Source organism: Rhodococcus rhodochrous (genome assembly GCF_900187265.1).
In the GTDB taxonomy this organism is placed as follows: domain Bacteria; phylum Actinomycetota; class Actinomycetes; order Mycobacteriales; family Mycobacteriaceae; genus Rhodococcus; species Rhodococcus rhodochrous.
This window is the reverse complement of record NZ_LT906450.1, coordinates 1,783,764-1,807,574: the sequence shown is the minus strand read 5'-3', so window position 1 is coordinate 1,807,574 and position 23,811 is coordinate 1,783,764. Positions and strand designations below refer to the sequence as shown.

Here is a 23,811-nt window from a genome sequence, read left to right as displayed (position 1 = left end):
GTCCACCCGTCGAAAGAGCACACAGCGATGCCCAGCGGTTCGGTTAGTGGCGGCTCCGGTAACAAGAAGACCGGAGCCAAGTCGTCGAAGGCCATTCAGGCCGCCAAGAAGAAGAGCGGCGGCGCTCGCGGGGTCCCCGCGCAGCGTCAGATCCCGTGGTTGACGATCGGCGGCGTGGCCCTGGTCGTCGTACTCGTCGCTGTGATCGCTGTGAGCCTGATCCCGAAGTACCAGAACCAGCAGGAGATGTCGGCGTGGACGCCGTCGGAGTCCAACCAGGACCCGTCGGACGACATCGAGGGCGTGCTGAAGATCGAGTACCCGGCCGGTGTGCACGTCGCGCCGGGCCAGCGCGTCGCCTACGACCAGTCGCCGCCCTTCGGTGGCCCCCACGACTCCGTGTGGGCGACCTGCACCGGAACCGTCTACGAGCAGCCGGTCCGGACCGAGAACATGGTCCACTCCCTCGAGCACGGCGCCGTGTGGGTGGCGTACAACCCTGATCTGCTCGACGACGCCGCGGTCGACACGCTGCGCCAGAAGGTCGACGGCCGCACCTACACGCTGATGTCGCCCTACCCGGACCTCGACACCCCGATCGCGCTGCAGTCGTGGGGTCACCAGCTCAAGGTCGACAGCGTCGACGACGAGCGCATCGACCAGTTCATCAGCGCGCTGCGCCTGAACCAGTACACCTACCCCGAGGTGGGTGCGAGCTGCTCGACGATCCCCGGTTCGTTCGATCCGGCGAACCCGCCGGCCTTCGACGCCTCCGAGCCCGGCCCCGACGCCGTGCCGATGAACGCGGAGACCGCCGGCGACATGCAGCAGGCACCGGCCGGGAGCTGACGATGAGCGAGACCTCCTCGGACATCTCCCCCGAGCGCGGTGGGCACAACCGGCTGCTGCTGGTACTGCTCACCGTCGCCGCGGTCGCCGTGGGCTTCCTCGCGGGGTTCCTGTCCCGGATCCCCTTCGAGGACTCCGCGCAGGCGACGCCGGAGGCCGGATCGGTGGACGTCGGATTCGCGCAGGACATGATCGTGCACCACGACCAGGGCGTCGAGATGGCCGCCGTGGTGGTCTCCAATTCGGAGGACGATCGGATCCGCAACATCGCGTACGACATCCTCACCACCCAGCAGAACCAGATCGGTCAGATGCAGGGCTGGTTGTCGCTGTGGGGACAGCCGGCGCTGCCGACGGGCGAGTACATGGAGTGGATGACCGAGACCGGGACGGGTCACGGCCACGGTGATCACGGCGCGACCGCCGAGTCCGAGGATTCGGACGGCTCGCACCTGATGCCGGGGATGGCGACCTCCGAGGATCTCGCGAATCTCCGGGCCGCGCGCGGGCCCGAACTGGACGTGCTCTTCCTCCAGCTGATGCTGCGCCACCACGAGGGTGGTCTGCCGATGATGGAATACGGCGAGCAGTACGCGAGCACTTCGGCGGTGCGCAATCTGGCGGGCACGATGGTCGCGACGCAGCAGGGCGAGTCGGATCTGATGAGGTCGCTGCTCGCCGAGCGCGGCGCCGAACCTCTGCCCCTCAACTGAGCCACCGATCGGGCGAAACGCAACTTCGGGCCGAAAACCGGCTCTGACCTGGCGATGTGGAGTTGAGCGCTCGATGCGCTAGGCTAACTCCCGCACCTCCGGTCATCCGGTGGTCCGGATGCCCTCGTAGCTCAGGGGATAGAGCGCTTGCCTCCGGAGCAAGAAGTCGCAGGTTCGAATCCTGCCGAGGGCACCACGAAGGCCCCGCTTCTCACGAAGCGGGGCCTTCGGCGTTCCCGGGCTCGGTGGCGGGTGCCCGTCAGTTGCCGGTGAAGGGTGTGGGATCGAAGTAGTCGCGGCAGGCCGCGATCTTCCCGTCGACGATCTCGAAGACGCCCGTGACGGGCAGTTCGATCGTCCGGCCGTTCATCGTGAACACATCGGTCCGTTCGTTGAGCACGACGTTGCCGGACACCGCCTGGTGGTGGATGCGGTAGTCGATGGCACCGAAGGACGTCACGAAACCCGCGATGTATTCCTCGATCGCCGCGCGGCCGCGGATCGGTTCCATCGGGATGTTGTGGAAGACGGCGTCGTCGGCGAAGAAGGCCGCGAGCTCGGCAGGATCGGGATCGGCCCAGCGCCGGCAGAACTCGGTGACCAGTTCGTCGGGGCTCATCGGTTCTGCACTCGCGCGAAGCGGGCGGGTTCGGTACCGGGCACGCGACGGACCCGTCCGCGTTCGATGAGCTGCCGGACGTGCGCCGATCCCTCCGCGAGCGCCATCCTCTTGCCGTGCAAGGGGGTCTCGTCCCACGGCCGGTACCAGCGCATGCGGGCGGTGGCCTCCCACAGCGTGAGCTCCTCGTCGCCGAAGGCGTCGTAGAGATCGTCGAGGCGCTGGTCGTGGTGGGCGATCAGTTCGCCGACGCGGTGCGGCAGGTCGTCGATCTGCTGCCGGTGCGCGGGCAGTGCGCGTCGCACGGGCAGGCCGGCGACCGCGCGCAGCGAGTCGAGGTACTCCCCCAGCGCGTCGCGTTGCGGCAGAGGGAAATCGAACTCGCCGACGTGCGGGGTCGTGGTCGCGAGGACGTGGTCGCCGCTGAACAGCACACCGTGTTCCTCGAGCAGGAAACACGCGTGGCCCGCCGTGTGGCCGGGGGTCAGCACGGTGCGCAGGGTCCGGCCCGTCAGCGGGATCTCCTCGTCGGCACCGAGTTTGCGGTCGGGCAGCGCGTCGGGACGGCCGATCGCCGGTACGAGGGTGGCGAGCGATTCCTCGATCGCGTCCTCGGGTGCTCCGGCGCGGCGCAGCAGTTCGGCTTCCTGAGGACGGCGGTCGTCGTCGGAGAGCATGACCTCGAGGTGAGCGAAGTCGGCCTCGTTCATCGCGACCCAGCAGCCGGAGGCCTCCCGGATGCGTCCGGTGAGCCCGACGTGGTCGGGGTGGAAGTGGGTGACCACCACGCCCTCGACGTCGGTGACCGACAGGCCGGCAGTGGCCAGGCCGTCCTGCAGTGCCGCCCACGACCGGTCGTCGTTCCAGCCGCCGTCGACGAGGACGGCGCCGCGCGGGGATTCCATCACGTAGACCTGGGTGTCGCCGACGGGCAGGTCCGCCACCGGGACGGGAACGACGTGGATGCCGTCCCCGATATCACGCGCTTCGGCCATGGTGATGCCTCTCGGTCATGGTGACTTTCGTTCGAAAGCTACAACAATGAATTCAACTATTACCCTGCACGGGCTCGATGATCGCGACGATCGACCTGATCTCCCCGGCCGGGATGTCGAAGTGCTCCGTCACCGCGACCGACGTCTCGGCGTTCGGGCCTGCCGCGATGTCCAGGACGAACCGCGCGACGACGCTGTGGTGCCATTCGCGGAACTGCAGGTCGCGGATACGGCGGATGGGCCGGTATTCCGGTCCGTTCTCGAGGCGGTCGCGGATCTCGATGCCACTGTCGCCGGTGCGCTCCCCGTTCTCGACCCGCCAGGCGTCCTCGGCGAGCCGGACGTGGGACGCATCGTGGCTGACCAGGGATCGGATGTACGCGCGGGCCATCGCGACGCGGGGACTGTCGGTCGGTCCGGTGGCGTACACGGCCAGCGCGGACATCACCTCCGGCGCCCAGTCGGCGCGGCAGATCACCAGGTCGGGCAGATAGGGGTGCGGCCGGTTGTACTCGAGTTCGCTGCCGTCGATCCGGGCGCAGTGCAGACCTGCGGCGCGCGCGACCGCGACCGGCGCCGCCGAATCCCACTCCCACTGACCACCGGCGTGGATGTAGGCGTCGGCCTCCCCGCGGACCACCGCCATCGCTTTGGCGCCGGCCGAGCCCATCCGGATCAGGTCGGCGCCGAGATCGCGGGCCAGATCGAAGACGAAAGCGGGCGGCCTGCTCCCGCTGATGACGATGCGGGGGCGGCGACGGGCAGGCCGCTGCGCCGGAAGCGGGTCGGCGGTGCTGTGGACGACGCCGATCGCCGGTTGCGCGACCGCGGCTGCGGTGAGCCCTCGGCCTGCCTCCCACAGCGCGATGTGGACCGCCCAGTCGACGTGGTCGGGCATCCCGTACTCCTTCGACCCGTCGAGGGGGTCGATGATCCAGACGCGGTCTGCGCCGACCCGCGCCGGATCGTCCGCGGATTCCTCCGAGAGCACCGCGTCGCCGGGTCGCGCGGACGCCAGCTGTTCGAGGATGTACGTGTTGGCGGCGTGGTCGCCCCGGCGGCCCAACTCGCGCCCGGTGAGGGCATCCGATTCGATGGCGCGGACCGTGAGCAGCAGTTCACCTGCGCCGGAGGCCGTCTCGGCTGCGAGTCGAGCGTCGTCGCCCTCGGCTGCTGGTCGAGCGTCGTCGCCCTCGGCTGCTGGTCGAGCGTCGTCGCCCTCGGCTGCTGGTCGAGCGTCGTCGCTGTAGTCGTGCGTCATGTCCTCAACAATTCCACGACGAGGCCCGCCTGCACGGCAGGCGTGCCGTCGTGGGGGCGCACGACCAGCTCGGGATCCGACGGTGGTTCGTAGGGATCGTCGACGCCGGTGAAACCGGTGATCTCACCGGCACGTGCCCGCGCGTACATGCCCTTCGGGTCGCGGGCCTCGCAGTCGGCGAGCGGGGTGTCGACGAAGACCTCGACGAAGCGGATTCCGGCCTCCTCGTGCTGCCGGCGGATGCGGTCGCGGTCCTGACGGTAGGGACTGATGAGCGCGCAGATCGCGACGAGTCCGGCGTCGGCCATCATCTGGGCGACCGCACCGACGCGGCGGACGTTCTCCGCGCGGTCCTCCGGACCGAACCCGAGGTCGGCGTTGAGGCCGTGCCGGAGGTTGTCGCCGTCGAGGCGGTAGGCGGGGATGCCCTCGGCGAGCAGTCGTCGTTCGAGTTCGACGGCGAGGGTGGACTTGCCGGAGGCGGACAGCCCGGTGAGCCACACCGTCGCCCCGGCCCTCCCCCGTTCGGTCCGTGAGACCGCCGCCGAGTGCCAGACCACCGCCGTGTCGGCGAGTGTCGGGCCGGTGATCATCCCGGCCGCGACGGTGTTGCCGGTGCGTTCGTCGACGAGCACGAAGCTTCCGGTGGTGCGGTTGCGCCGGTAGGGGTCGAACAGCAGCGGCTGCTGCGTTCGCAGTTGCACGCGGCCGATCTCGTTGAGACCGAGCGTCGTCGCGGCCTCGTCGCGGTGCAGGCTGTTGACGTCGAGCCGGTAGTCCAGTCGCCCGACCCGCGCGGTGGTCGAACGCGTGGTGTGCAGCAAGGCGTAGCGGGCGTCCGGGTCGAGGGCGGAGCGTTCGTCGAACCAGCACACCATGGCGTCGATCTCGTGCCCGACGAGCGGACGGTTGTTGGGGCGGCACAGCATGTCGCCGCGCCCGACGTCGAGGTCGTCCTCGAGTTCGACGCACACCGCAGCACCGGCGAAGGCGTGCTCGAGTTCCGTTCCTCCCGGCCCCCACAGCGTCCGTACCCGTGTTCCGAAACCGGATGGGAGAACGACCACGTCGTCGCCGGGCGCGAATCCGCCGGCGGCGACCGTTCCGGCGTAGCCGCGGAAGTCGCGGTGTTCGCCCTCGCCCGGGCGGATCACGTACTGCACGGGCAGGCGCGCGTCGATGAGGTTGGTGTCCGAGGCGATGTGGACCTGCTCGAGATGGTGCAGCAGCGAAGCGCCCTCGTACCACGGCATGTTCGCGGTGCGGGAGACGACGTTGTCGCCGTGCAGCGCGGAGACGGGGACGAACGCGAGGTCGGGCATGTCGAGCTTCGCCGCGAAGTTCCGGAACTCGTCGCAGATCTCGTCGAATCGGCTCTGCGACCAGTCCACCAGGTCCATCTTGTTGATGCACAGCACCACGTGCCGCACCCCGAGCAGCGACGCGAGGAAGGCGTGCCGGCGGGTCTGCTCGACGATGCCGTTGCGGGCGTCGACGAGGACGAGCGCCAGGTCGGCGGTGGACGCACCGGTGACCATGTTGCGCGTGTACTGCTCGTGGCCGGGAGTATCGGCGATGACGAATGTTCTCTGCGCCGTGGCGAAATAGCGATAGGCGACGTCGATCGTGATGCCCTGCTCGCGTTCGGCGCGCAGGCCGTCGGTGAGCAGGGCGAGATCGGCGCGGTCGGCGCCGCGGTCGAGGCTCGTGCGGGTGACCGCCTCGAGTTGGTCCTCGAAGACGGCCTTGGAATCGAACAGCAATCGGCCGATCAGCGTGGACTTGCCGTCGTCGACGCTGCCGGCGGTGGCGATGCGCAGCAGGCGGGACATCAGAAATACCCTTCCCTCTTGCGGTCTTCCATCCCGGCGTCGGAGATCCGGTCGTCTGCCCGCGTCGCGCCGCGTTCGGTGATTCGGCTGGCGGCGATCTCGGTGATCACCTCGTCCGCGGTGGCGGCGGCGGATTCGACGCAGCCGGTGCACGTCGCGTCGCCGACGGTGCGGAACCGGACGAGGCTCTCGCGCGGGGCATCTCCGGGGAGAAGAGTGAGAAAACGGTTGTGCGCGAGCAGCATTCCGTCGCGCTCGATCACCGGACGCCGGTGGGCGTAGTACAGGGACGGCAGGTCGACACCCTCGTCGCGGATGTAGCGCCAGATGTCGAGTTCGGTCCAGTTGGACAACGGGAACACCCGCATGTGTTCGCCGCGGCGGTGCCGGCCGTTGTACAGCTGCCACAGTTCGGGTCGTTGCGCCTTCGGGTCCCACTGTCCGAATTCGTCGCGAAGGCTGAAGATGCGTTCCTTCGCGCGGGCCTTCTCCTCGTCGCGGCGCGCGCCCCCGAAGACGGCGTCGAATCCCCCTTCCCGCAACGCGCGCAGGAGGGTTCCGGTCTGCAGCCGGTTGCGGGTCGCGTGCGGTCCGTCGTCCTCGACGGCACGCCCGGCGTCGATGTCGTCCTGCACCGAGGCGACGATCGACCGGAGCCCCAGCCGCTCGACGGTGCGGTCGCGGAAGTCGATCACCTCGTCGAAATTGTGCCCGGTGTCGATGTGCAGCACGGGGAACGGCAATGGCGCGGGCCAGAACGCCTTGACCGCGAGATGGAGCATCACCGCGGAGTCCTTGCCACCCGAGAACAGCAGGACGGGACGGGAGAAGGTCGCGGCGACCTCACGGAAGATGTGGACGGACTCGGCCTCGAGCGCACCGAGCAGCGGCAGTTCGTAGATCGGTGGTCGTTGCGGTGGCACCGTGGTCACTCGTGCCCCTCTCACCCGGCGCGGTACACATGTGTACCGACGCGGTCGAAGATTACTCCGCAACAGTAGAACGAGTTTCAATTCCAGGTCAACGGGCGGTCCTCGCGGCCTCCATCAGCGCGGCGGCCGACGCCCGCCGAGATCCGCGGTGATCGCCTCCGCAACCGCCACGAGCGCCGCGCCGCACCGCTCGATCCCGGCCGCGTCTACCTCCCGCTCGAGGTGCAGCGTGAGCACGAGCGACTGGTGGCCGTCGGGATCGTAGGCCGGGGCGGCCACGAGGTTGACCGCCCGCTCTTCCCCCGCGGCGAAGGCGTCGGGCAGCAGCACGCGCTCACCGGGGCTCGCCACGAGTTCCGCCAGCATCTCCCGCATCTCGGGCGCGAGATCGTGCGAGACCACCCCGGCCATGAGCGCGTAGAGGCGGCGGCCGCCGGGCGTGAGGGACTCGGCCAGATAACCCGTCCGGCGACATTCGGTGACGATCCGCCACAGGTCGTCGCGGTCGACGGTGACGGGCAGGGTCGGCTCTCGCCGCAGCCACTGTTCGATGCGCTCGTCGGTGTCCCACAGCACGTACATCAGCCCCACCGGGGGTGCGAAGGGATAGACCTCCCCCACACGCGCCGCCGCGGCCGTGCCGTGGCCACCGACGACGTCGAGCACCGCGATCCGGTCGCCGACGACCGCCGACGCGGAGCACATCACGCCGAACTCCTCGGCGAGTGCGGCGAGATGACGGTGCGCGACCGGCCCGGACGCGAAGCCGCGCTGGGCGGCGCGTCCCGCGACGATCAGCGCCGGACCGAGCCCGTAGGTCTTGTCGACGGGGTCGCGGATCAGATAGCCGGCGTCGGCGAGGACGGTGAGGATGCCCAGGCAGGTGGGCTTGCTCAGGTCGAGTTCGCGTGCCAGTTCCGACAGTCCGAACCGGACGCCGGGTCGCGCGACGAGGTGGTCGAGGACCTGCACGACGCGTTCCGTGGGTGGCGACCGGCGGGCTGCTCCCGCCCCGGCGGTGAACTCTCCGAGCGTCCCGGTCTCACGACGAGCCATTGACCCTCCCTGGAACGCGTTCTACTCTCGGCGCAACGGAAGACTACCGCAGCGGTACATATTTGGACCACAGGAGATCGCAGTGCTCACCGATCCGCTCACCGCGGCGATAGCCGAGGCCGAGAAACTCGTCGCCACCGCCCCGCACATCCGCACCGAACAGGACCTCGTCGAGGGATACGGATATCTGGCCGGCGGGATCTCGGCGTGCGTGCACGCCACCTTCGCGTACAGCCGCTCCCATCCGGCCTTCGTCACCGGCACCGGTCCCTACGCGAAGATGGGCCTCGACAATCCCGACACCCTGTACTGGGGCGCGTCGATCCGCGACGACGCCGAGTACGTCGTCACCGGGCGCCGCGGCACGACCTGCGATCTCAGCTTCCAGGTGCTGGCCGGCAACTACACCGATGCGGAGGTACCCGGCAACGTCACGGCCTTCGACGACCGCGCACTGAACATCGCCGACGACGGCACCTTCGAGGTGCGGTTCGGACCCGGCCCGCGCGATCCGGAACGGAACTACTTCCCGCTCGCGCCCGGCTCGTCGCAGCTCGTGGTCCGCGAGGTCTACAGCGACTGGACGCAACGCCGCGGCACACTGAGCATCCACCGGCTCGACAGCCTCGGCACCCCGGCTCCCGAACCCACCCACCAGGACGTGGTCACCCGTTACGAACGTGCCGGTCGCGCGCTGGTCTCGCGGGTGAAGACCTGGCTGCAGTTCCCCGAGTGGTTCTACCTGAAGCTGCCGGTGAACACGGTGACCGAGCCGCGCCGCACCCCCGGCGGCCTGGACACGCAGTACTCGTCCGTCGGGCACTACGAACTCGCCGACGACGAGGCGATGGTCCTGACCCTCCCGGCGAGCGACGCGCCCTATCTGGGCTTCCAGATCGGCAGTCTCTGGTACATCTCCCTGGACTACATCCACCACCAGACCTCCCTGAACAACAGCCAGGCGCAGGTCGATCCCGACGGCATGGTCCGGATCGTGGTCTCGGCTCGCGATCCGGGGCTGACGAACTGGGTCGAGACCCTCGGCCGCAGCCGCGGGATCCTGCAGTTCCGCTGGCAGCGCCTCGATCGCGAACTGACCGCGGCCGACGGCCCGACCGCCGAGGTGGTGCCGTTCGATCGGCTCCCCGAGGTCCTGCCCTTCCACGATTCGAATCGCATCACACCCGAGGCGTGGGCGCAGCGCATCGCGGAGCGCCAGCGGGGCGTCGCCGATCGGATGCTCGCATGAGCGCGGCAGCGGGACTGCTCCGCGACCGCGTCGTCGTGGTCTCCGGTGTCGGTCCGGGACTGGGGCGCACGCTCGCGCTGCGGTGCGCCGAACACGGCGCCGACGTGGTGCTTGCCGCCCGGACCCGGGAGCGGCTCGAGAAGGTTGCAGCGGAAGTCGAGAGCACGGGCCGCCGGGCCCTGGTCGTGCCCACCGACATCACCGACGACGAGTCCGCCGCCGCACTCGTCGAGGCGGCGGTCTCGGAGTTCGGGCGTGTCGACGTGCTCGTCAACAACGCCTTCTCCGTTCCGTCGATGAAGCCGTTGGCGCGCACCGACTTCCAGCAGATTCGCGATAGCGTGGAACTCACCGTCCTCGGCGCGCTGCGGCTCACACAGTTGTTCACCCCCGCCCTCGCCGAGTCGGCCGGCGCGGTGGTCAACATCAATTCGATGGTGCTGCGTCACTCCCAGGAACGTTACGGCAGTTACAAACTCGCGAAGTCGGCGTTGCTGGCGATGTCGCAGTCCCTGGCGACCGAACTCGGACCGCAGGGAGTCCGCGTGAACTCCGTTGCGCCGGGCTACATCTGGGGTCCGATCCTGCAGGGCTACTTCGAACACCAGGCCGGAAAGTACGGCACCACCGTCGAACAGATCTACGAGCACACCGCCGCCGCCTCCGATCTGAAGCGTCTCCCGACCACCGAGGAGATCGCGGATGCGGTGATCTTCCTGGCCTCGCCGATGGCGTCGGCGATCACCGGCCAGTGCCTCGACGTCAACTGCGGCGAATACCACCACTGAACGGGACAGCACATGAGCGAACGCACCACCGTCGGCACCGTCGAGGATCTGCACGCCTCCGCGACCCGCCTGACGGGCCTGACCGATTTCGGCGACGACGACTACCGTGACGGGCTCGAGGTCCTACTCGAATCGTATGCACGGGACGAGAAACTCACCCCGCTCGGCAGCAAGATGTCACGGGTCTTCCTGCGCGGCGCCCTCGTCGCGCGGTTGCTCTCGGAATCGGCCTGGGCCGCCCATCCCGAGCACGCCGACGTCCCGATCACCCGGCCGATCTTCGTCACCGGCCTGCCCCGCACCGGCACGACGGCACTGCACCGCCTGCTCGCCGCGGATCCCGCCCATCAGGGGCTCGAGATGTGGCTGACCGAGATGCCGCAACCGCGACCTCCTCGCGAGACCTGGGCGGAGAACCCCGTCTTCGCCGGGATCGAGGCCGGATTCGCACAGCACCACGTCGAGCATCCCGAATTCATGGGTGTGCACTACATGTCGGCCGCCGAGGTCGAGGAATGCTGGCAGTTGCTGCGCCAGTCGTTCCGCTCGATCTCCTACGAGTGCCTGGCCCACCTGCCCACCTATTCGCAGTGGCTCGCGGAGCAGGACTGGACCGCGGCCTATGCCCGGCACCGGAGGAACCTGCAGCTCATCGGACTGCCGGACGCCGACAAGCGGTGGGTGCTCAAGAATCCCAGTCATCTGTTCGCACTGGACGAACTGCTCACGGTGTATCCGGACGCGCTCGTCGTCGTCACCCATCGAGATCCGCGCACCGTGATCCCGTCGGTGTGCAGCCTCGCGGCACAGGCCACCGAGGGATGGTCCGACGCGTTCGTCGGTGAGACGATCGGGCGCAGCCAGCTCGACCTCTGGGCACGAGGTTTCGATCATTTCACCGAGGTGCGCCGCCGGCACGATCCCGCCCGATTCGTCGACGTGGACTACCGGGATTTCGTCGCCGATCCGCTCGGCACCGTCGGCGGCCTGTACGACCGGTTCGGTCTGCCGTTCACCGCGGAGGCCGAACGCGCAATGGCCGACCTGCACGAAGAAAGCCGCAGCGGGGCAAGGAAACCCGCGCACCGGTACACGCTCGAGGAGTTCGGGTTGAGTGTGGGCGAGGTCGACGAGCGTTTCCGCGACTACGCGTACCGCTGAACCCGGCAGGAAAGGCACCGGAAACCGGTGTGCCCTGGCTACCTGCGCGTTCGTCCGTGGGATGATGGAGGCATGCCCGCACCACTCCCCCTCGACCCCATCGCCGAAGCCCACCGCCAGTGGACCGCCCACGGCTGGGGCGAAGTCGCCGACGGCATGGCCGCGGTCACCTCGGTGATGCGGGCACAGCAGATCATGATGGCGCGGGTCGAGGAGGTGCTCAAGCCCTTCGGCCTGACCTTCGCCCGCTACGAACTCCTCACGCTGCTGCATTTCACCAGGTCGGGAGCGTTGCCGATGGCGAAGGCCAGTGCGCGCCTGCAGGTGCACCCCACCAGTGTCACCAACGCCGTCGACCGGCTCGAGAAAGCCGGACTGGTCCGGCGTACCCCGCATCCGAGCGATCGACGGGCCACTCTCATCGAACTCACCGACGAGGGACGGGCATTGGCGATCCAGGCGACCGAGAAGCTCAACACGGAGGTCTTCGCCCGGCCGGGTATCCCCGAGGAGCACATCGACACACTGCTGCGCATCATCGCGACGATGCGGCACGACGCCGGCGACTTCGACACCGGCGGTGCGCCTTCCAAGTGGTGAGGCACGAGAGACGGCCGACATACGACGAAGGGCCGCCCCGTTCGGGGCGGCCCTTCGTCGTGTACGGGTAGTGCGGGTCAGGCGTGCTTGAACTCCGGCGTGCGCTTCTCGACGAAGGCCGCCATGCCTTCCTTCTGGTCGGCGGTGGCGAACGTCGAATGGAACACGCGGCGCTCGAACTTCACGCCCTCGGCCAGCGTCGTCTCGAAGGACCGGTTGACGGCTTCCTTCGCCATGATCGCGACCGGCAGCGACATCGACGCGATGGCGGTCGCCGTCTCGAGCGCCACGTCGAACAGTTCCGCTGCGGGGACGATGCGCGAGACGAGTCCGGCGCGCTCGGCCTCCTCGGCGTCCATGTTGCGGCCGGTCAGGCACATGTCCATGGCCTTGGCCTTGCCCACGGCGCGGGTCAGGCGCTGCGATCCACCGATGCCGGGGATGACGCCGAGCTTGATCTCGGGCTGACCGAACTTGGCGGTGTCGGACGCGATGATGAAGTCACACAGCATCGCCAGCTCGCAACCGCCACCGAGCGCGTAGCCCGACACCGCGGCGACGATCGGCTTGCGCACGGACGAGAGCCGATCCCACTGCGAGAACAGGTCTTCCGCGTAGACCTCGGCGAAGGTCTTCGGCGCCATCTCCTTGATGTCGGCGCCGGCGGCGAACGCCTTCTCCGAGCCCGTGAGCAGGATCGCACCGATCTCGCCGTCCGCGTCGAGTTCCTCGACGGCGGCGACGACCTCACGCATCAACTGGCTGTTGAGGGCGTTGAGCGCCTTCGGCCGGTTGAGGGTGACGATGCCGACGCGGCCCTTGCGGTCGAGCAGAATGGTCTCGAAATCGGTCACTGGCTGTCCTTCGCGGTCGAGCGGTCTCGGATGTCGGTGATGATGGCGGAGAAGTCGAGTCCTCCACCACCCTCGGTGTTGAAACGATGGTAGAGCTCGGCTGCACGCAGTCCGAGTTCGGCCTCGACACCGTTGGCCCGCACCGCGTTCGCGGCCAGTCCGAGATCCTTGTCCATGAGCGCGGCCGCGAAGCCCGGCTGATAGTCGTTGTTCGCGGGGGTGGTCGGGACGGGGCCCGGGACCGGGCAGTTGCTCGTCAGCGCCCAGCACTGGCCGGACGCGTTGGACGCGACGTCGAACAGTGCCTGGTTGTCGAGGCCCAGCTTCTCGCCGAGGACGAACGCCTCGCTGATCGCGATCATCGAGATGCCCAGGATCATGTTGTTGCAGATCTTCGCGGCCTGGCCGTTGCCCGACCCGCCGCAGTGGACGATCTTGCGTCCCATGGCCTCGAGCAGCGGCTTCGCGGTGGCGAAGTCGTCCTCGCTGCCGCCGACCATGAACGCGAGAGTGCCTGCGGCGGCACCGGCGACACCACCGGAGACCGGGGCGTCGACGGCACGGTGACCGGCCGTGCGTGCCTTCTCCGCCGCCGCGCGGGCGTCGGCGACGTCGATGGTCGAGCTGTCGACGAACAGCGTGTTCGGCTCGGCCGCGGGCAGGATCTCGTCGTACAGGTCGAGGACGAGCTTGCCGTTGGGCAGCATGGTGATCACGACCTGGGCGCCGCGCACCGCGTCGGTCGCGGCCTCGGCGACGGTGATGCCGTTCTTCGTGGCTTCTTCCTGCGCAGCGGGAACGGGGTCGTAGCCGTTGACGGTGTACCCGGCGCGGACGAGGTTCGCGGCCATCGGCCCGCCCATGTGTCCGAGGCCGAGGAAGGCGACGGTGGGAAGTTCACTCATCGGTCGTTCTCCTTGGGAGCGGCGAGCCCGAGTTCGAGATCGCCGAGCGGCTGGAAGTAGGCGTCGACGTCGGCCTCGGTGACATCGGCGAGGGTCGCCGGCGACCACTGCGGGTTGCGGTCCTTGTCGACGACCTGTGCGCGGATGCCCTCGACGAGGTCGTGCGACTTCAGCGAGGCGGTCGAGACCCGGAATTCCTCGTTCAGCACCTCTTCGAGGCTGCCGAGCTGCCGGGCGTGACGCAGCGACCGGAGGGTCACCTTCAGCGCGACAGGCGATTTCGCGAGCACCTGATCGGCGGTCTCACGCGCCTCCGGAACATCGGACGCCCGGAGGCGTTCGACGATCTCCTCGACGGTGTCGGCGGAGTACGCCGCGTCGATCCATTCGCGCTGCGCGAGCAGTGCCGATTCCGGTGCGGGCTGCGAGTATTCGGCGAGTGCGTCCTCGAGCGAGCCGGATTCGAGTGCGGCGACGAACTTGTCGAGCGACTCGGACGGCAGGTAGTGGTCGGCGAAGCCCAGAGCGATGGCGTCGCCGGCCTTCATCCGTCCGGTGGTCAGCGCGATGTGCGTGCCGATCTCACCGGGCGTGCGCGAGAGCAGGTAGGTGCCGCCGACGTCGGGAACGAATCCGATTCCGGTCTCGGGCATCGCGATGCTCGAGCGTTCGGTGACGATCCGGACGTTGCCGTGCGCCGAGATCCCGACGCCGCCACCCATGACGATGCCGTCCATGATCGCGATGTACGGCTTCGGGTAGCGACCGATGGCGGCGTTGAGGATGTACTCGTCGCGCCAGAAGTCCTGCGAACCCGTGCCGCCATCCTTGGCGTCGTGGTAGATCGAGACGATGTCGCCGCCGGCGCACAGGCCGCGCTCACCGGCACCGCGCACCAGCACGGCACGCACCGAATCGTCGTTCTCCCACGCGCTCAGGGCCTTCGACATCTCGAGGACCATGGCGTGGTTGAGGGCGTTGATGGCCTTGGGCCGGTTGAGCGTGATACGGCCGATGCCGTCCTTCACGTCGATGAGGATCTCGGGTTCCTGCCCGGTCATGCCGCTCCGTTCTGCGCTGCGGCCACCACGCTCCGCGCGACGACCACCCGCATGATCTCGTTGGTTCCTTCCAGGATCTGATGCACGCGCAGGTCGCGCACGATCTTCTCGATCCCGTACTCGGCAAGGTAACCGTATCCGCCGTGCAACTGCAGCGCCTCGTTCGCGACCTCGAAACCGGTGTCGGTGGCGAAGCGCTTGGCCATCGCGCACAGCTCCACGACGTCGTCGGCGCCGCGGTCGAGCGCGTCGGCGGCACGCCACAGCATCGTGCGCGCGGCCTCGAGTTCGATCCGCATGTCGGCGAGGCGGAACTGCAGCGCCTGCGAGTCGAGCAGCCGCTCGCCGAAGGCCTTGCGCTCGGCGAGGTAGGCGACCGCCCGGTCGAGAGCGGTCTGGCCGCCACCCACCGAGCACGCGGCGATGTTGATGCGGCCGCCGTTCAGGCCGTGCATGGCGATCCGGAAGCCGCCGCCCTCGGTGCCGAGGAGGTTCTCGGCGGGCACGCGTGCACCGTCGAGGATGACCTGGCGGGTGGGCTGCGCGTTCCAGCCCATCTTCTTCTCGTTGGCACCGAAGGACAGCCCGGGGGTGTCCTTCGGGACGATGAACGCCGAGATGCCGCGGGCGCCGGTGTCGCCGGTGCGGGCCATGACCACGTAGACGTCGGACGTGCCGGCCCCGGAGATGAACTGCTTGACCCCGGTGAGCACGAACTCGTCACCGTCACGAACGGCCTTGGTGCTCAGGGCCGCTGCGTCGGATCCGGCTCCGGGCTCGGTGAGGCAGTAGCTCGCGAGGTGCTCCATCGTGCAGAGCTTCGGGATCCACTGCTTGCGCTGATCGTCGTTGCCGAACTTGTCGATCATCCACGTGACCATGTTGTGGATGGAGATGTACGCGGCGATGGACGGGCAGCCCTTGGCGAGTTCCTCGAAGATGCGGACGGAGTCGAGGCGTCGCAGCCCCGATCCGCCCACGTCCTCGCGGACGTAGATCCCGCCCATGCCCAGTTCGGCGGCCTTGCGCAGCACGTCCACGGGGAAGTGCTTGCTCTGGTCCCATTCGACCGCGTTCGGGGCCAGATACTCGGTGGCGAAGTCGCGGGCGGTGTCGCGGATCGCCCGGTCGTCGTCGGAGAGAACGAACATCGATGGACCGCCTAGTTCATCGTCGGGATGACGAAGTGGTCGGTGTCGGTCACGTGCGCACCCTCGATGTCGCCTTCCTTGACACCGGACGGCCAGCGCTGCGTGACCGTCTTGGTCTTGGTGTAGAAGCGGAAGGCGTCGGGGCCGTGCTGGTTGAGGTCGCCGAAGCCGGAGGCCTTCCAGCCGCCGAAGGTGTAGTACGCGATCGGGACGGGGATCGGGACGTTGATGCCGACCATGCCGACCTCGACGCGGGCGGCGAAGTCGCGGGCGGTGTCGCCGTCGCGGGTGAAGATCGCGACGCCGTTGCCGTACTCGTGCTCGGTCGGCAGGCGCAGGGCATCCTCGTAGTCGCGCGCACGCACCACGGTGAGCACGGGGCCGAAGATCTCCTCCTTGTAGATGGACATCTCGGGGGTGACCTTGTCGAACAGGGTGGCGCCGGAGAAGAAGCCGTTCTCGTGTCCTTCGAGGACGAAGTCGCGGCCGTCGACGACCAGCTCGGCGCCTTCCTCGACGCCCTGGGCGATGTAGCCGTGCACGCGGTCGCGGGCGGCGGCGGTCACGAGCGGACCGAAGTCGGCCTTCTCGTCGAAGCTGGTGCCGATACGCAGTTCGGCGATGCGCTCGGTGAGCTTGGCGACGAGCCGGTCCGCGGTCTCCTCGCCGACGGGGACGGCGACGGACAGCGCCATGCAGCGCTCACCGGCCGAGCCGTAGGCGGCGCCGACGAGTGCGTCCGCGACCTGGTCGAGGTCGGCATCGGGCATGATGATCGCGTGGTTCTTCGCACCACCGAAGCACTGTGCGCGCTTGCCGTTCTTCGCGGCCGTCTCGTAGATGTACTGCGCGATGGGGGTCGAGCCGACGAAGCCGATCGCCTTGATGCGCGGGTCGTTCAGCAGGTAATCGACGGCGCTCTTGTCGCCGTTGACGACGTTGAACACACCGGCGGGCAGGCCGGCCTCGAGGAAGAGCTCGGCCAGGCGGAGCGGCACGGAGGGGTCGCGCTCGGAAGGCTTGAGCACGAATGCATTTCCGGCGGCGAGGGCAGGACCGGCCTTCCACAGCGGGATCATGGCCGGGAAGTTGAACGGGGTGATCCCGGCGACGACACCGAGGGGCTGACGCATCGAGTAGACGTCGATGCCGCCGCCTGCGGACTCGGTGTACTCACCCTTGAGGAGGTGCGGGGCGCCGATGGCGACCTCGATCACCTCGAGGCCGCGCTGGATGTCGCCCTTCGCGTCGGGGACGGTCTTGCCGTGCTCGCTCGACAGCAGGTGGGCGAGTTCGTCCATGTTCTCCTGCACGAGGTGCACGAACTTCATGAGGACGCGCACGCGCTTCTGAGGATTCCAGGACGCCCACACCTTCTGCGCCTCGGCGGCGTTGGCGATGACGGCGTCGACCTCGGAGTCGGCCGCGAGCGGCACGCGGGCCTGGACCTCTCCGGTGTTGGGGGCGAAGACGTCGGCGAAGCGGCCGGAGGTGCCGGCGACGTGCTGTCCGCCGACGAAGTGGGTCAATTCTCGAACGCTCATGTCCGATCCCGTCCTTTACTGGTGTGCGATGACGTGGGATGTGCGATTTTCGGCGCGAACGGGCGAAGGCCCGAAGTCTTCGCTCATCCTATAGTTGGAAGTCCACGTATGTCTACCGTCACACCGGACCGGATCGGCCGGCACCCCTCACGAACGATCGTCGCGTGAGGGGTCCGTGCACCCGGGTCGATACCCGAGGGTCGAGATCAGCCCTCGGCCATCTGCTGCGCCTTCGCGTACGCAAGGTGCAGGAAGTCGGCTCCGGTCAGCGCCGCGAACGAACCCGCCACCAGACGTGTGAGATTCGGAGCGTAGACACGGCCGAAGACCAGCGCCGTCACCGTCCACAGGTCGAGGCAGAAGGGGCACGCAAGCAGTTCCCCGACCGCGTGACGGACCCGCGACGACTTGCGCGGCTGCTCCATCACCTCGGCCGGACCACCGGGGCCGTCGAACTTCGTGAACGGTGCCCGCACCGGGCTGGTCACCGCCGCCTTGCTCACGATCCGGGAGATCTTGTGGCTCGCGAGCGCGGTGACCACGAGATCCCCGGCATCGGGCCTCGGCATCGCCCGCCCGCGCCTGGCCGCGACGGCACCGAGCGTGCCGACGGTGGTGAGGTAGACGGACATGAGCACCGCATATCCGCCGAGGGGGCGATCCTCCCCGTTCCGATAGGTGTCGGCCTCGTCCTGGACCGCATCGACCGCACGTTCGGCGTTCTCTCGCGCTGTCGACGGTGCTTCCGGTGTCCGCATGAATCCTCCACTCGTGGCATGTGCTGTCGGCGGCGCGACCGGAGCCGTCACCTTCATCGGGCGGCATACCCCGGGTGCGGACGGCACAACCACCGGCGTCCGATCGCGGTCAGCGCATGCGGCGGTAGAGATCCTCGAGGTCGGTGATCCCGCGGATCACCACGGCTTCGTCGGTTCCACCGGCCCGCAAGGCGCGGCGCAGCAGCATCGGATCGAGGTCATCGAGGGCCGGGCGGAACCGCTCCGCGGGCAACTCGGGCAACTCGGTGTCGTCACCGTAGAAGTCCTGCGACGCGGCCGCGTCGTCGTCGGCATCCGCTTCGTCGACACCCCCGATCAGCGTCGCGAGGTCCAGTCCGCGCAGGGTCAGGACCGCGAGCGGCTGGTCGTCGACGTGTTCTGCGAGCAGGTAGGCAACGGCCGCAGCGTGCTTGCAGGGCCACGAGTCGTCGGGGCACGTGCAGTCGAAATCGAGTTCACCCGCGCGTCGCGGCAGCAGGGAGGATCCCAGCTCTTCGGGGAGGATGCCCGCCGCGAGTCGCGCCAGCATGCCCGGCGACGAGCGGACCAGCGACACGAGTTCACCCACCGCGTCCTCGTCGAGCGTCCGCACCCGCACCGCCGAGGTGAACGGTGTGAGCTGGCTGCCCTGCACCTCGCCGACGGCCGCACCGGGTTCGAGTCGCATGGAGATCACCTGACCGGCGCGCGCGTAGGCACGGCCCCGCGTCAGTCGCCCCTTCTCGGCGACCTCCTCCATCGCCGAGATCAGTTCCTTCGACCACCAGCTTCGGCCGATCGCGCCCCGCTTGGTGCGCGCCTCGATGCCACCGTCGATCCGGCGGGCCGTGCCGTAGCGGCGTACGTTGCCCCGTGCCATCTAGTCCCCCACCGCGTCGTCGCCGAGCGTGAGCAGGCTCTGCAGCTGGTCGGTGGACAACTCGGTGATCCAGTTCTCCCCCGCCCCGACCACGATCTCGGCCAGTTCCTGCTTACCGGTGAGCATCTCGTCGATACGCTCCTCCACCGTTCCGACACAGACGAGCTTTCGGACCTGGACGTCGCGACGCTGCCCGATCCGGAACGCGCGGTCGGTGGCCTGGTTCTCCACCGCCGGATTCCACCATCGGTCGAGATGCACGACGTGGTTGGCGGCGGTGAGGTTCAGTCCGGTACCGCCCGCCTTGAGCGAGAGCACCATGATCGGCGGGCCGCCCTCTCCCTGGAAGCCGGCGACCATCGCGTCGCGACGGCTCTTGGACACTCCCCCGTGCAGGAAGGGCACCGTCGTCGCGAACCGCTCCTCGAGATAGGGGACGACGAGCTCACCGAACTCGCGGAACTGCGTGAACAGCAACACCTTCTCGCCGTCGGCCAGTACCGACTCGACGATGTCCTCGACCAGACCGAGCTTGCCCGAGCGGTGCCGTCCGCGACGCAGGACGGGCGAGCCGTCGCTCAGATAGTGCGCCGGATGGTTGCACACCTGCTTGAGCCGGGTCAGCGCCGCGAGCACCGCACCCTTGCGGGCCATGCCCTCCTTGTCGCGGATCCGGCGCATCATGTCGTCCACCACGGCCCGGTAGAGGGCGGCCTGCTCGGCCGTGAGGTTGGCGCGCACGGTCTGCTCGAACTTCTCGGGCAGATCGGAGATCACGTCGGGATCGGTCTTGACGCGGCGCATCACGAACGGTGCGGACAGTGCCCGCAACCGCGCCGCGGCGACGGCGTCGTGGTCGCGCTCGATCGGCACCGCGAACCGGGCACGGAAGGATGCCGCACTGCCGAGCAGGGACGGATTCGCGAAGTCCAGGATCGCGCGCAGTTCCTCGAGACGGTTCTCCACCGGTGTACCGGTGAGCGCGATCCGGTGCGCGGCGGGCACGGCGCGCGTGGCACGGGACTGCGCCGTCGCGGTGTTCTTCACGTGCTGGGCCTCGTCGAGGACCACGCGTTGCCAGGTCAGGGTCGCAAGCTGCGCGACGTCCCGGGCGGCGATGGCGTAGGTCGTCACCACGAGATCGTGGTCGGCCGCAGCGGCGGCGAGTGCCGGCCCGCTCAGCCGCTGGGCACCGTGGTGGACGTGCACCCGCAGGTCGGGCACGAACCGTTCGGCCTCGCGCTGCCAGTTGCCCACCACGGACATCGGGCAGACGAGCAGTGTCGGCGCCTTCCGCAGCCCCGACTCGCGTTCGTGGGCGAGCAGCGCGAGGACCTGGATGGTCTTGCCCAGGCCCATGTCGTCGGCGAGCACGGCGCCGAGGCCGAGCCGGCTCATGAACGCGAGCCAGTCGAGGCCGCGCTGCTGGTAGGGACGCAGTTCGGCGTTCAGTCCCGCCGGCACGGGGACGGACTCGGGGTGGGCCTGCCCGTCGAGCAGCATCTCGACCCAGCCGGACGCGGAGATCTCGGTGACCTCCGCGGGCGGCGCATCGTCGCCGGTGAACTGGGCGAACAACGACCCGAGGGTCGCATCCTCGGCGGAATGCGCCGTGACGTACCGGGCCGCGCGGGCCAGCGCCTCGGAGTCGGCCCGGACCCACTTGCCGCGCAGCTTGACCAGGTCGCTGTTGGCCGCGACGAGCTCTTCCATCTCCGACTGGGTGAGCAGCATGTCGCCGACGGCGAGCTGCCATTCGTACGAGACGATCGCGCTCATCCCGACGACGCTGTCGTCGGCGCTCACGGGGGCGACGGGCGAGTCGACCTGCAGACGCAGGGACGGATCGACCCGGGTCCAAGCACGCGGCAGCAACACGGCGATGCCCGCGGCCTCGAGTTCGCGGGCGCCGTGCTCGACGAGGTCGACGACGACCGGGGTGGGCAGCAGCAGGTCGAGACTGTCGGGGTCGCGGGGCACGTCCTGCAGACGGGGATAGGCCTGGAGTGCGATCCCGAGCTTGCGCACGCCGATCTGGAGCAGATGAGGGTCGGTGTCCTCGACGGGCAGCGGCGTCGGGGACTGTCCCTCCGGACGCAGGCACACCTCGAGCCGCCAGACGGAGTCGGCTCCGACCGCGTCGTCGGCGTCGTCCGGCTCGACGAGGCGCAGCACGAGGTCGGGTTCGTATCCGGCGAGGCTGGCACGCCATTCCTCGAGCGCGTCGGCCATGCGCTGGGTCCCGCGGGGGTGGGGGCTGCACTCGGCCAGTGCGGCGACGAGCGGGTGCAGCGAGGTCGACGAGCCGTGGAGGGTGCGCACGATCGGATCGGTCAGTTCGCGGCACAGATCGTCGAGGAGCTCGACGGGTCGTCCGAGCTGTCGCTGCGCAGGCGACATCGCCGCCGCGAGTTCGGCGGACCACGCCCGCGTCTTCTCACCACCGAGCAGGCGCCACCGCGCCCACCACTGCTTCTCGACACGCACGAGTTCCGGTGCGACGCGGCCGGCCTGCGCCCACCTCTCGATGCCGCGGGCGACGTGCGCGAGATATCGCAGGTCGCCGCCGACGCCCCCGGGACGGCGCGGCATGTCGAGCAGGAGCTCGGCTGCGTCCGCCGGTGCGACCGCGACGGCGGGCAGCGTGCTCGGCTCGGTGTCCGTGGGGAGGGTGAGGGTGACGCGATGGCGGAACGGGCGGTCGATCCACCGGCGCAGCGCAGACGGCAGCGCGTCGGGATCGGGCTCTGCGGCGGGGTCCCACCACAGCATCAGGCCGGATCCCGGTGACCACAGCCCGTGCAACATGCCCACTATCGTGCCAGCTGCACCCGACCCCGATGGCAGGCTGGGTCCCATGGCACGCGCATACGGCTTCGTGGAGTACGGCGGTCCGGAGACACAGCAGCTGTTCGACACCCCCGTCCCCTCACCCGGTCCGGGGCAGCTCCTCGTGGCGGTCCGGGCCGCGGGCGTGAATCCCGCCGACTGGAAGGTGCGGTCCGGACGGCGCACGGGCAGCGTCACGGTGCACTTCCCGGCGGTGCTCGGCCGGGAGGTCTCGGGTGTGGTGGAGGCCGTCGGTCCGGACACCCGCTTCCGGCCGGGCGATGCCGTCTTCGGAGCCACCGCGGAGGGCTACGGCGGCTACGCCGAGTACACCCTCGTCGACGCGCGGGCTGCCGCGCACAAGCCCGACTCCGTGCCGTTCGAGGTTGCGGCCACCCTCCCGGTCGCGTCCGGAACGGCCTTCGACATCGTCGAGCACCTCGAGATCGTCGATGCGGACACCGTCCTTGTCCTGGGGGCCGGTGGTGGTGTCGGGTCGGCAACGACGCAACTCGCGCACGCCGCGGGTGCCGCCGTGCTCGGCGTGGCGAGCGCGGGCAAACGGGAACTCGTCGAATCGTGCGGCGGACTGTGGATCGAGTCCGGTGACGGATTCGACGCGCGGGTCGCGGCCATCACCGAGCGGTGCGGGGCGGTGACCGCGGTCGTCGACCTCGTGGGTGGCGACGTGCTCGAACGGGCGGTCGCGCTGACGCGGGCGCCGGAACGGGTCGTGAGTGTCGCCGATCCGGCCCGCGCGGAGAAGCTGGGCGGTTCGGGCATCACGCGGCGACGGACCCGGGAGGTGTTCGAGCGGGTCGCGGCGTTCGTCGAGCGGGGTGTCCTCGCGCCGCGCATCGAGCGGACCTTCCCGCTCGCCGAAGCCGGGGCCGCCCTGGAACTCGTCGAGTCCGGGCACGCCGGCGGGAAGATCGTCGTCACGCTCCCCTGAATCGCCTCACTCCGAATCGCCTCACTCCGGATCGCTCCGCCCCGAGGGTCCTGTCGGCAGCATCGTGTCGGCCGGGCATGTCAGGATCGCCGCGTGCGTGGGGGGAACGCGACATGGTGGGTGGCGGCAGTGCTGGTCGCGGTGGCGGTGTCGTGGTTGTGGGACCGCACCGCGCCGGGATCCGGGACGGTGCCGGGCAGCCCCGCCCGAGCCGAGGTGCATGCCCTGCTCGAGCAGGTGACGGTGGTCGAGGAGCGCCGGAAGGTGCCCGGCTATCAGCGGGGCTGCGGCGCGGGCGAGCGATGTGTGTTCGGTCCGGCCTGGTCCGACGACCACCCCGGCGCCGGTGGGCACGACGGGTGCGACACCCGCAACAACGTCCTCGCGCGCGACCTCTCCTCCCCCACCTTCCGGGCCGGCACCGACGACTGCGTCGTGACGAGCGGGGTCCTCAACGATCCGTATACCGGGGCGCGCGTGGAGTTCCGGCGCGCCGCGGCGAACGCCGTGCACATCGATCACATCTATCCACTCGCCGCGGCCTGGGATCTCGGTGCCTCCGCATGGCCTGCCGAACGGCGGCGCCGGTTCGCGAACGACATCATCTACAACCTCGTCGCCGTCGACGGGCAGGCGAACCTCGACAAGCGCGACGGCACGCCGGCGCAGTGGTTGCCCCCGGCTCCGGGTTACCGCTGCTGGTTCGCCGGCCGGTACCTGACCGTGGCGGTGCGTTACGCGTTGCCGATCACGGTCGACGACCACCGTGCCCTGCTGGGCGCGGCGGAGTCGTGCCCGTGATGCCGTCGCGGGGAGCGTGCC

Annotated in this window: 22 protein-coding genes and 1 tRNA gene; 9 read left to right on the top strand and 14 right to left on the bottom strand. The window is 69.2% G+C overall.

What is annotated here, in order from left to right; translation table 11 throughout:
- Window positions 1-27: 27 nt before the first annotated feature.
- The 3 genes from CKW34_RS08240 (at window position 28) to CKW34_RS08230 (ending at window position 1,758) form a co-directional block, all read left to right on the top strand.
- The gene (locus CKW34_RS08240; RefSeq protein ID WP_059383696.1) at window positions 28-849 is read left to right on the top strand and encodes a DUF3105 domain-containing protein; all 822 of its coding nucleotides are present in this window, start codon (window positions 28-30) and stop codon (window positions 847-849) included.
- 2 nt (window positions 850-851) lie between these two features.
- The gene (locus CKW34_RS08235; protein WP_059383695.1) at window positions 852-1,562 is read left to right on the top strand and encodes a DUF305 domain-containing protein; all 711 of its coding nucleotides are present in this window, start codon (window positions 852-854) and stop codon (window positions 1,560-1,562) included.
- A gap of 120 nt (window positions 1,563-1,682) precedes the next feature.
- A tRNA-Arg gene (locus CKW34_RS08230) sits at window positions 1,683-1,758 on the top strand.
- A gap of 63 nt (window positions 1,759-1,821) precedes the next feature.
- On the opposite strand, the gene CKW34_RS08225 is transcribed toward CKW34_RS08230, so the two are convergent.
- The 6 genes from CKW34_RS08225 to CKW34_RS08200 all read right to left on the bottom strand — a co-directional run bounded on the left by CKW34_RS08225 (window position 1,822) and on the right by CKW34_RS08200 (window position 8,257).
- The gene (locus CKW34_RS08225) at window positions 1,822-2,181 is read right to left on the bottom strand and encodes a nuclear transport factor 2 family protein (RefSeq protein ID WP_059383694.1); all 360 of its coding nucleotides are present in this window, start codon (window positions 2,179-2,181) and stop codon (window positions 1,822-1,824) included.
- Window positions 2,178-3,176 carry an MBL fold metallo-hydrolase gene (locus CKW34_RS08220; protein WP_059383693.1) on the bottom strand — a complete coding sequence of 333 codons (999 nt, stop codon included), beginning with the start codon at window positions 3,174-3,176 and terminating at the stop codon, window positions 2,178-2,180. Before CKW34_RS08220 ends, CKW34_RS08225 begins: the two co-directional genes overlap by 4 nt.
- Before the next feature lie 52 nt (window positions 3,177-3,228).
- Entirely contained in the window at window positions 3,229-4,437 is a 1,209-nt protein-coding gene (locus CKW34_RS08215) for a 3'(2'),5'-bisphosphate nucleotidase CysQ (protein ID WP_080968358.1), read from the bottom strand.
- Window positions 4,434-6,269: an adenylyl-sulfate kinase gene (gene cysC, locus CKW34_RS08210; protein ID WP_059383692.1), complete on the bottom strand. Its 1,836-nt coding sequence runs from the start codon at window positions 6,267-6,269 to the stop codon at window positions 4,434-4,436. The genes CKW34_RS08215 and cysC overlap by 4 nt, the downstream gene beginning before the upstream one ends.
- Entirely contained in the window at window positions 6,269-7,201 is a 933-nt protein-coding gene (gene cysD, locus CKW34_RS08205) for a sulfate adenylyltransferase subunit CysD (protein ID WP_059383691.1), read from the bottom strand. Before cysD ends, cysC begins: the two co-directional genes overlap by 1 nt.
- A 114-nt stretch (window positions 7,202-7,315) precedes the next feature.
- Window positions 7,316-8,257 carry an IclR family transcriptional regulator gene (locus CKW34_RS08200; RefSeq protein ID WP_059383690.1) on the bottom strand — a complete coding sequence of 314 codons (942 nt, stop codon included), beginning with the start codon at window positions 8,255-8,257 and terminating at the stop codon, window positions 7,316-7,318.
- A gap of 82 nt (window positions 8,258-8,339) precedes the next feature.
- Between CKW34_RS08200 and CKW34_RS08195 the strand changes: the two genes are divergently transcribed.
- From CKW34_RS08195 to CKW34_RS08180, 4 genes are all read left to right on the top strand, one after another.
- Window positions 8,340-9,506, top strand: a complete 1,167-nt coding sequence (locus CKW34_RS08195) for a hypothetical protein (protein WP_059383689.1) — start codon at window positions 8,340-8,342, stop codon at window positions 9,504-9,506.
- Entirely contained in the window at window positions 9,503-10,294 is a 792-nt protein-coding gene (locus CKW34_RS08190; RefSeq protein WP_016693782.1) for an SDR family oxidoreductase, read from the top strand. The genes CKW34_RS08195 and CKW34_RS08190 overlap by 4 nt, the downstream gene beginning before the upstream one ends.
- A 12-nt stretch (window positions 10,295-10,306) precedes the next feature.
- Window positions 10,307-11,455, top strand: a complete 1,149-nt coding sequence (locus CKW34_RS08185) for a sulfotransferase family protein (RefSeq protein ID WP_059383688.1) — start codon at window positions 10,307-10,309, stop codon at window positions 11,453-11,455.
- Window positions 11,456-11,527: 72 nt separating this feature from the next.
- Window positions 11,528-12,055 carry a MarR family winged helix-turn-helix transcriptional regulator gene (locus tag CKW34_RS08180; protein ID WP_006552564.1) on the top strand — a complete coding sequence of 176 codons (528 nt, stop codon included), beginning with the start codon at window positions 11,528-11,530 and terminating at the stop codon, window positions 12,053-12,055.
- Between the two features lie 77 nt (window positions 12,056-12,132).
- Here CKW34_RS08180 and CKW34_RS08175 read toward each other — a convergent pair whose 3' ends face one another.
- From CKW34_RS08175 to CKW34_RS08140, 8 genes are all read right to left on the bottom strand, one after another.
- Window positions 12,133-12,909, bottom strand: coding sequence for an enoyl-CoA hydratase (locus CKW34_RS08175; protein ID WP_095092015.1), 777 nt, complete (start codon window positions 12,907-12,909; stop codon window positions 12,133-12,135).
- Window positions 12,906-13,814: a 3-hydroxyisobutyrate dehydrogenase gene (gene mmsB, locus CKW34_RS08170; RefSeq protein WP_059383687.1), complete on the bottom strand. Its 909-nt coding sequence runs from the start codon at window positions 13,812-13,814 to the stop codon at window positions 12,906-12,908. The genes CKW34_RS08175 and mmsB overlap by 4 nt, the downstream gene beginning before the upstream one ends.
- A complete protein-coding gene (locus CKW34_RS08165; protein WP_059383686.1) occupies window positions 13,811-14,875 on the bottom strand; it encodes an enoyl-CoA hydratase/isomerase family protein in 1,065 nt (354 codons plus the stop codon). The genes mmsB and CKW34_RS08165 overlap by 4 nt, the downstream gene beginning before the upstream one ends.
- Window positions 14,872-16,026, bottom strand: coding sequence for an acyl-CoA dehydrogenase family protein (locus CKW34_RS08160; RefSeq protein ID WP_059383685.1), 1,155 nt, complete (start codon window positions 16,024-16,026; stop codon window positions 14,872-14,874). Before CKW34_RS08160 ends, CKW34_RS08165 begins: the two co-directional genes overlap by 4 nt.
- Window positions 16,027-16,037: 11 nt before the next feature.
- A complete protein-coding gene (locus CKW34_RS08155; RefSeq protein WP_059383684.1) occupies window positions 16,038-17,570 on the bottom strand; it encodes a CoA-acylating methylmalonate-semialdehyde dehydrogenase in 1,533 nt (510 codons plus the stop codon).
- A 206-nt stretch (window positions 17,571-17,776) separates the two neighbouring features.
- On the bottom strand, window positions 17,777-18,328 hold the full coding sequence (locus CKW34_RS08150) for a DUF1360 domain-containing protein (protein WP_059383683.1): 552 nt from the start codon (window positions 18,326-18,328) through the stop codon (window positions 17,777-17,779).
- Between the two features lie 109 nt (window positions 18,329-18,437).
- Window positions 18,438-19,208, bottom strand: coding sequence for an SWIM zinc finger family protein (locus tag CKW34_RS08145; protein WP_059383682.1), 771 nt, complete (start codon window positions 19,206-19,208; stop codon window positions 18,438-18,440).
- A complete protein-coding gene (locus CKW34_RS08140) occupies window positions 19,209-22,016 on the bottom strand; it encodes a DEAD/DEAH box helicase (RefSeq protein WP_059383681.1) in 2,808 nt (935 codons plus the stop codon). It abuts the gene before it with no gap.
- Between the two features lie 49 nt (window positions 22,017-22,065).
- Here CKW34_RS08140 and CKW34_RS08135 point away from each other — a divergent pair, with 49 nt between their 5' ends.
- Window positions 22,066-22,989 (top strand): NADP-dependent oxidoreductase, encoded by a 924-nt coding sequence (locus CKW34_RS08135; protein WP_059383680.1) that lies wholly within the window; start codon window positions 22,066-22,068, stop codon window positions 22,987-22,989.
- 129 nt (window positions 22,990-23,118) lie between these two features.
- Complete coding sequence (locus tag CKW34_RS08130; protein ID WP_059383728.1) at window positions 23,119-23,790, top strand: HNH endonuclease family protein; 672 nt, start codon at window positions 23,119-23,121, stop codon at window positions 23,788-23,790.
- Window positions 23,791-23,811: the final 21 nt, after the last annotated feature.

What these genes read in the sequence shown, in the direction of transcription:
- CKW34_RS08235 (WP_059383695.1), top strand. Translation starts at nt 852, where the DNA reads ATGAGCGAGACCTCCTCGGACATCTCCCCCGAGCGCGGTGGGCACAAC.
- CKW34_RS08180 (WP_006552564.1), top strand. Translation starts at nt 11,528, where the DNA reads ATGCCCGCACCACTCCCCCTCGACCCCATCGCCGAAGCCCACCGCCAG.
- CKW34_RS08155 (WP_059383684.1), bottom strand. Translation starts at nt 17,570, where the DNA reads ATGAGCGTTCGAGAATTGACCCACTTCGTCGGCGGACAGCACGTCGCC.
- CKW34_RS08165 (WP_059383686.1), bottom strand. Translation starts at nt 14,875, where the DNA reads ATGACCGGGCAGGAACCCGAGATCCTCATCGACGTGAAGGACGGCATC.
- CKW34_RS08240 (WP_059383696.1), top strand. Translation starts at nt 28, where the DNA reads ATGCCCAGCGGTTCGGTTAGTGGCGGCTCCGGTAACAAGAAGACCGGA.
- cysC (WP_059383692.1), bottom strand. Translation starts at nt 6,269, where the DNA reads ATGTCCCGCCTGCTGCGCATCGCCACCGCCGGCAGCGTCGACGACGGC.
- CKW34_RS08145 (WP_059383682.1), bottom strand. Translation starts at nt 19,208, where the DNA reads ATGGCACGGGGCAACGTACGCCGCTACGGCACGGCCCGCCGGATCGAC.
- CKW34_RS08185 (WP_059383688.1), top strand. Translation starts at nt 10,307, where the DNA reads ATGAGCGAACGCACCACCGTCGGCACCGTCGAGGATCTGCACGCCTCC.
- CKW34_RS08160 (WP_059383685.1), bottom strand. Translation starts at nt 16,026, where the DNA reads ATGTTCGTTCTCTCCGACGACGACCGGGCGATCCGCGACACCGCCCGC.
- CKW34_RS08150 (WP_059383683.1), bottom strand. Translation starts at nt 18,328, where the DNA reads ATGCGGACACCGGAAGCACCGTCGACAGCGCGAGAGAACGCCGAACGT.
- CKW34_RS08190 (WP_016693782.1), top strand. Translation starts at nt 9,503, where the DNA reads ATGAGCGCGGCAGCGGGACTGCTCCGCGACCGCGTCGTCGTGGTCTCC.
- CKW34_RS08135 (WP_059383680.1), top strand. Translation starts at nt 22,066, where the DNA reads ATGGCACGCGCATACGGCTTCGTGGAGTACGGCGGTCCGGAGACACAG.
- CKW34_RS08215 (WP_080968358.1), bottom strand. Translation starts at nt 4,437, where the DNA reads ATGACGCACGACTACAGCGACGACGCTCGACCAGCAGCCGAGGGCGAC.
- CKW34_RS08140 (WP_059383681.1), bottom strand. Translation starts at nt 22,016, where the DNA reads ATGTTGCACGGGCTGTGGTCACCGGGATCCGGCCTGATGCTGTGGTGG.
- CKW34_RS08225 (WP_059383694.1), bottom strand. Translation starts at nt 2,181, where the DNA reads ATGAGCCCCGACGAACTGGTCACCGAGTTCTGCCGGCGCTGGGCCGAT.
- CKW34_RS08220 (WP_059383693.1), bottom strand. Translation starts at nt 3,176, where the DNA reads ATGGCCGAAGCGCGTGATATCGGGGACGGCATCCACGTCGTTCCCGTC.
- CKW34_RS08200 (WP_059383690.1), bottom strand. Translation starts at nt 8,257, where the DNA reads ATGGCTCGTCGTGAGACCGGGACGCTCGGAGAGTTCACCGCCGGGGCG.
- mmsB (WP_059383687.1), bottom strand. Translation starts at nt 13,814, where the DNA reads ATGAGTGAACTTCCCACCGTCGCCTTCCTCGGCCTCGGACACATGGGC.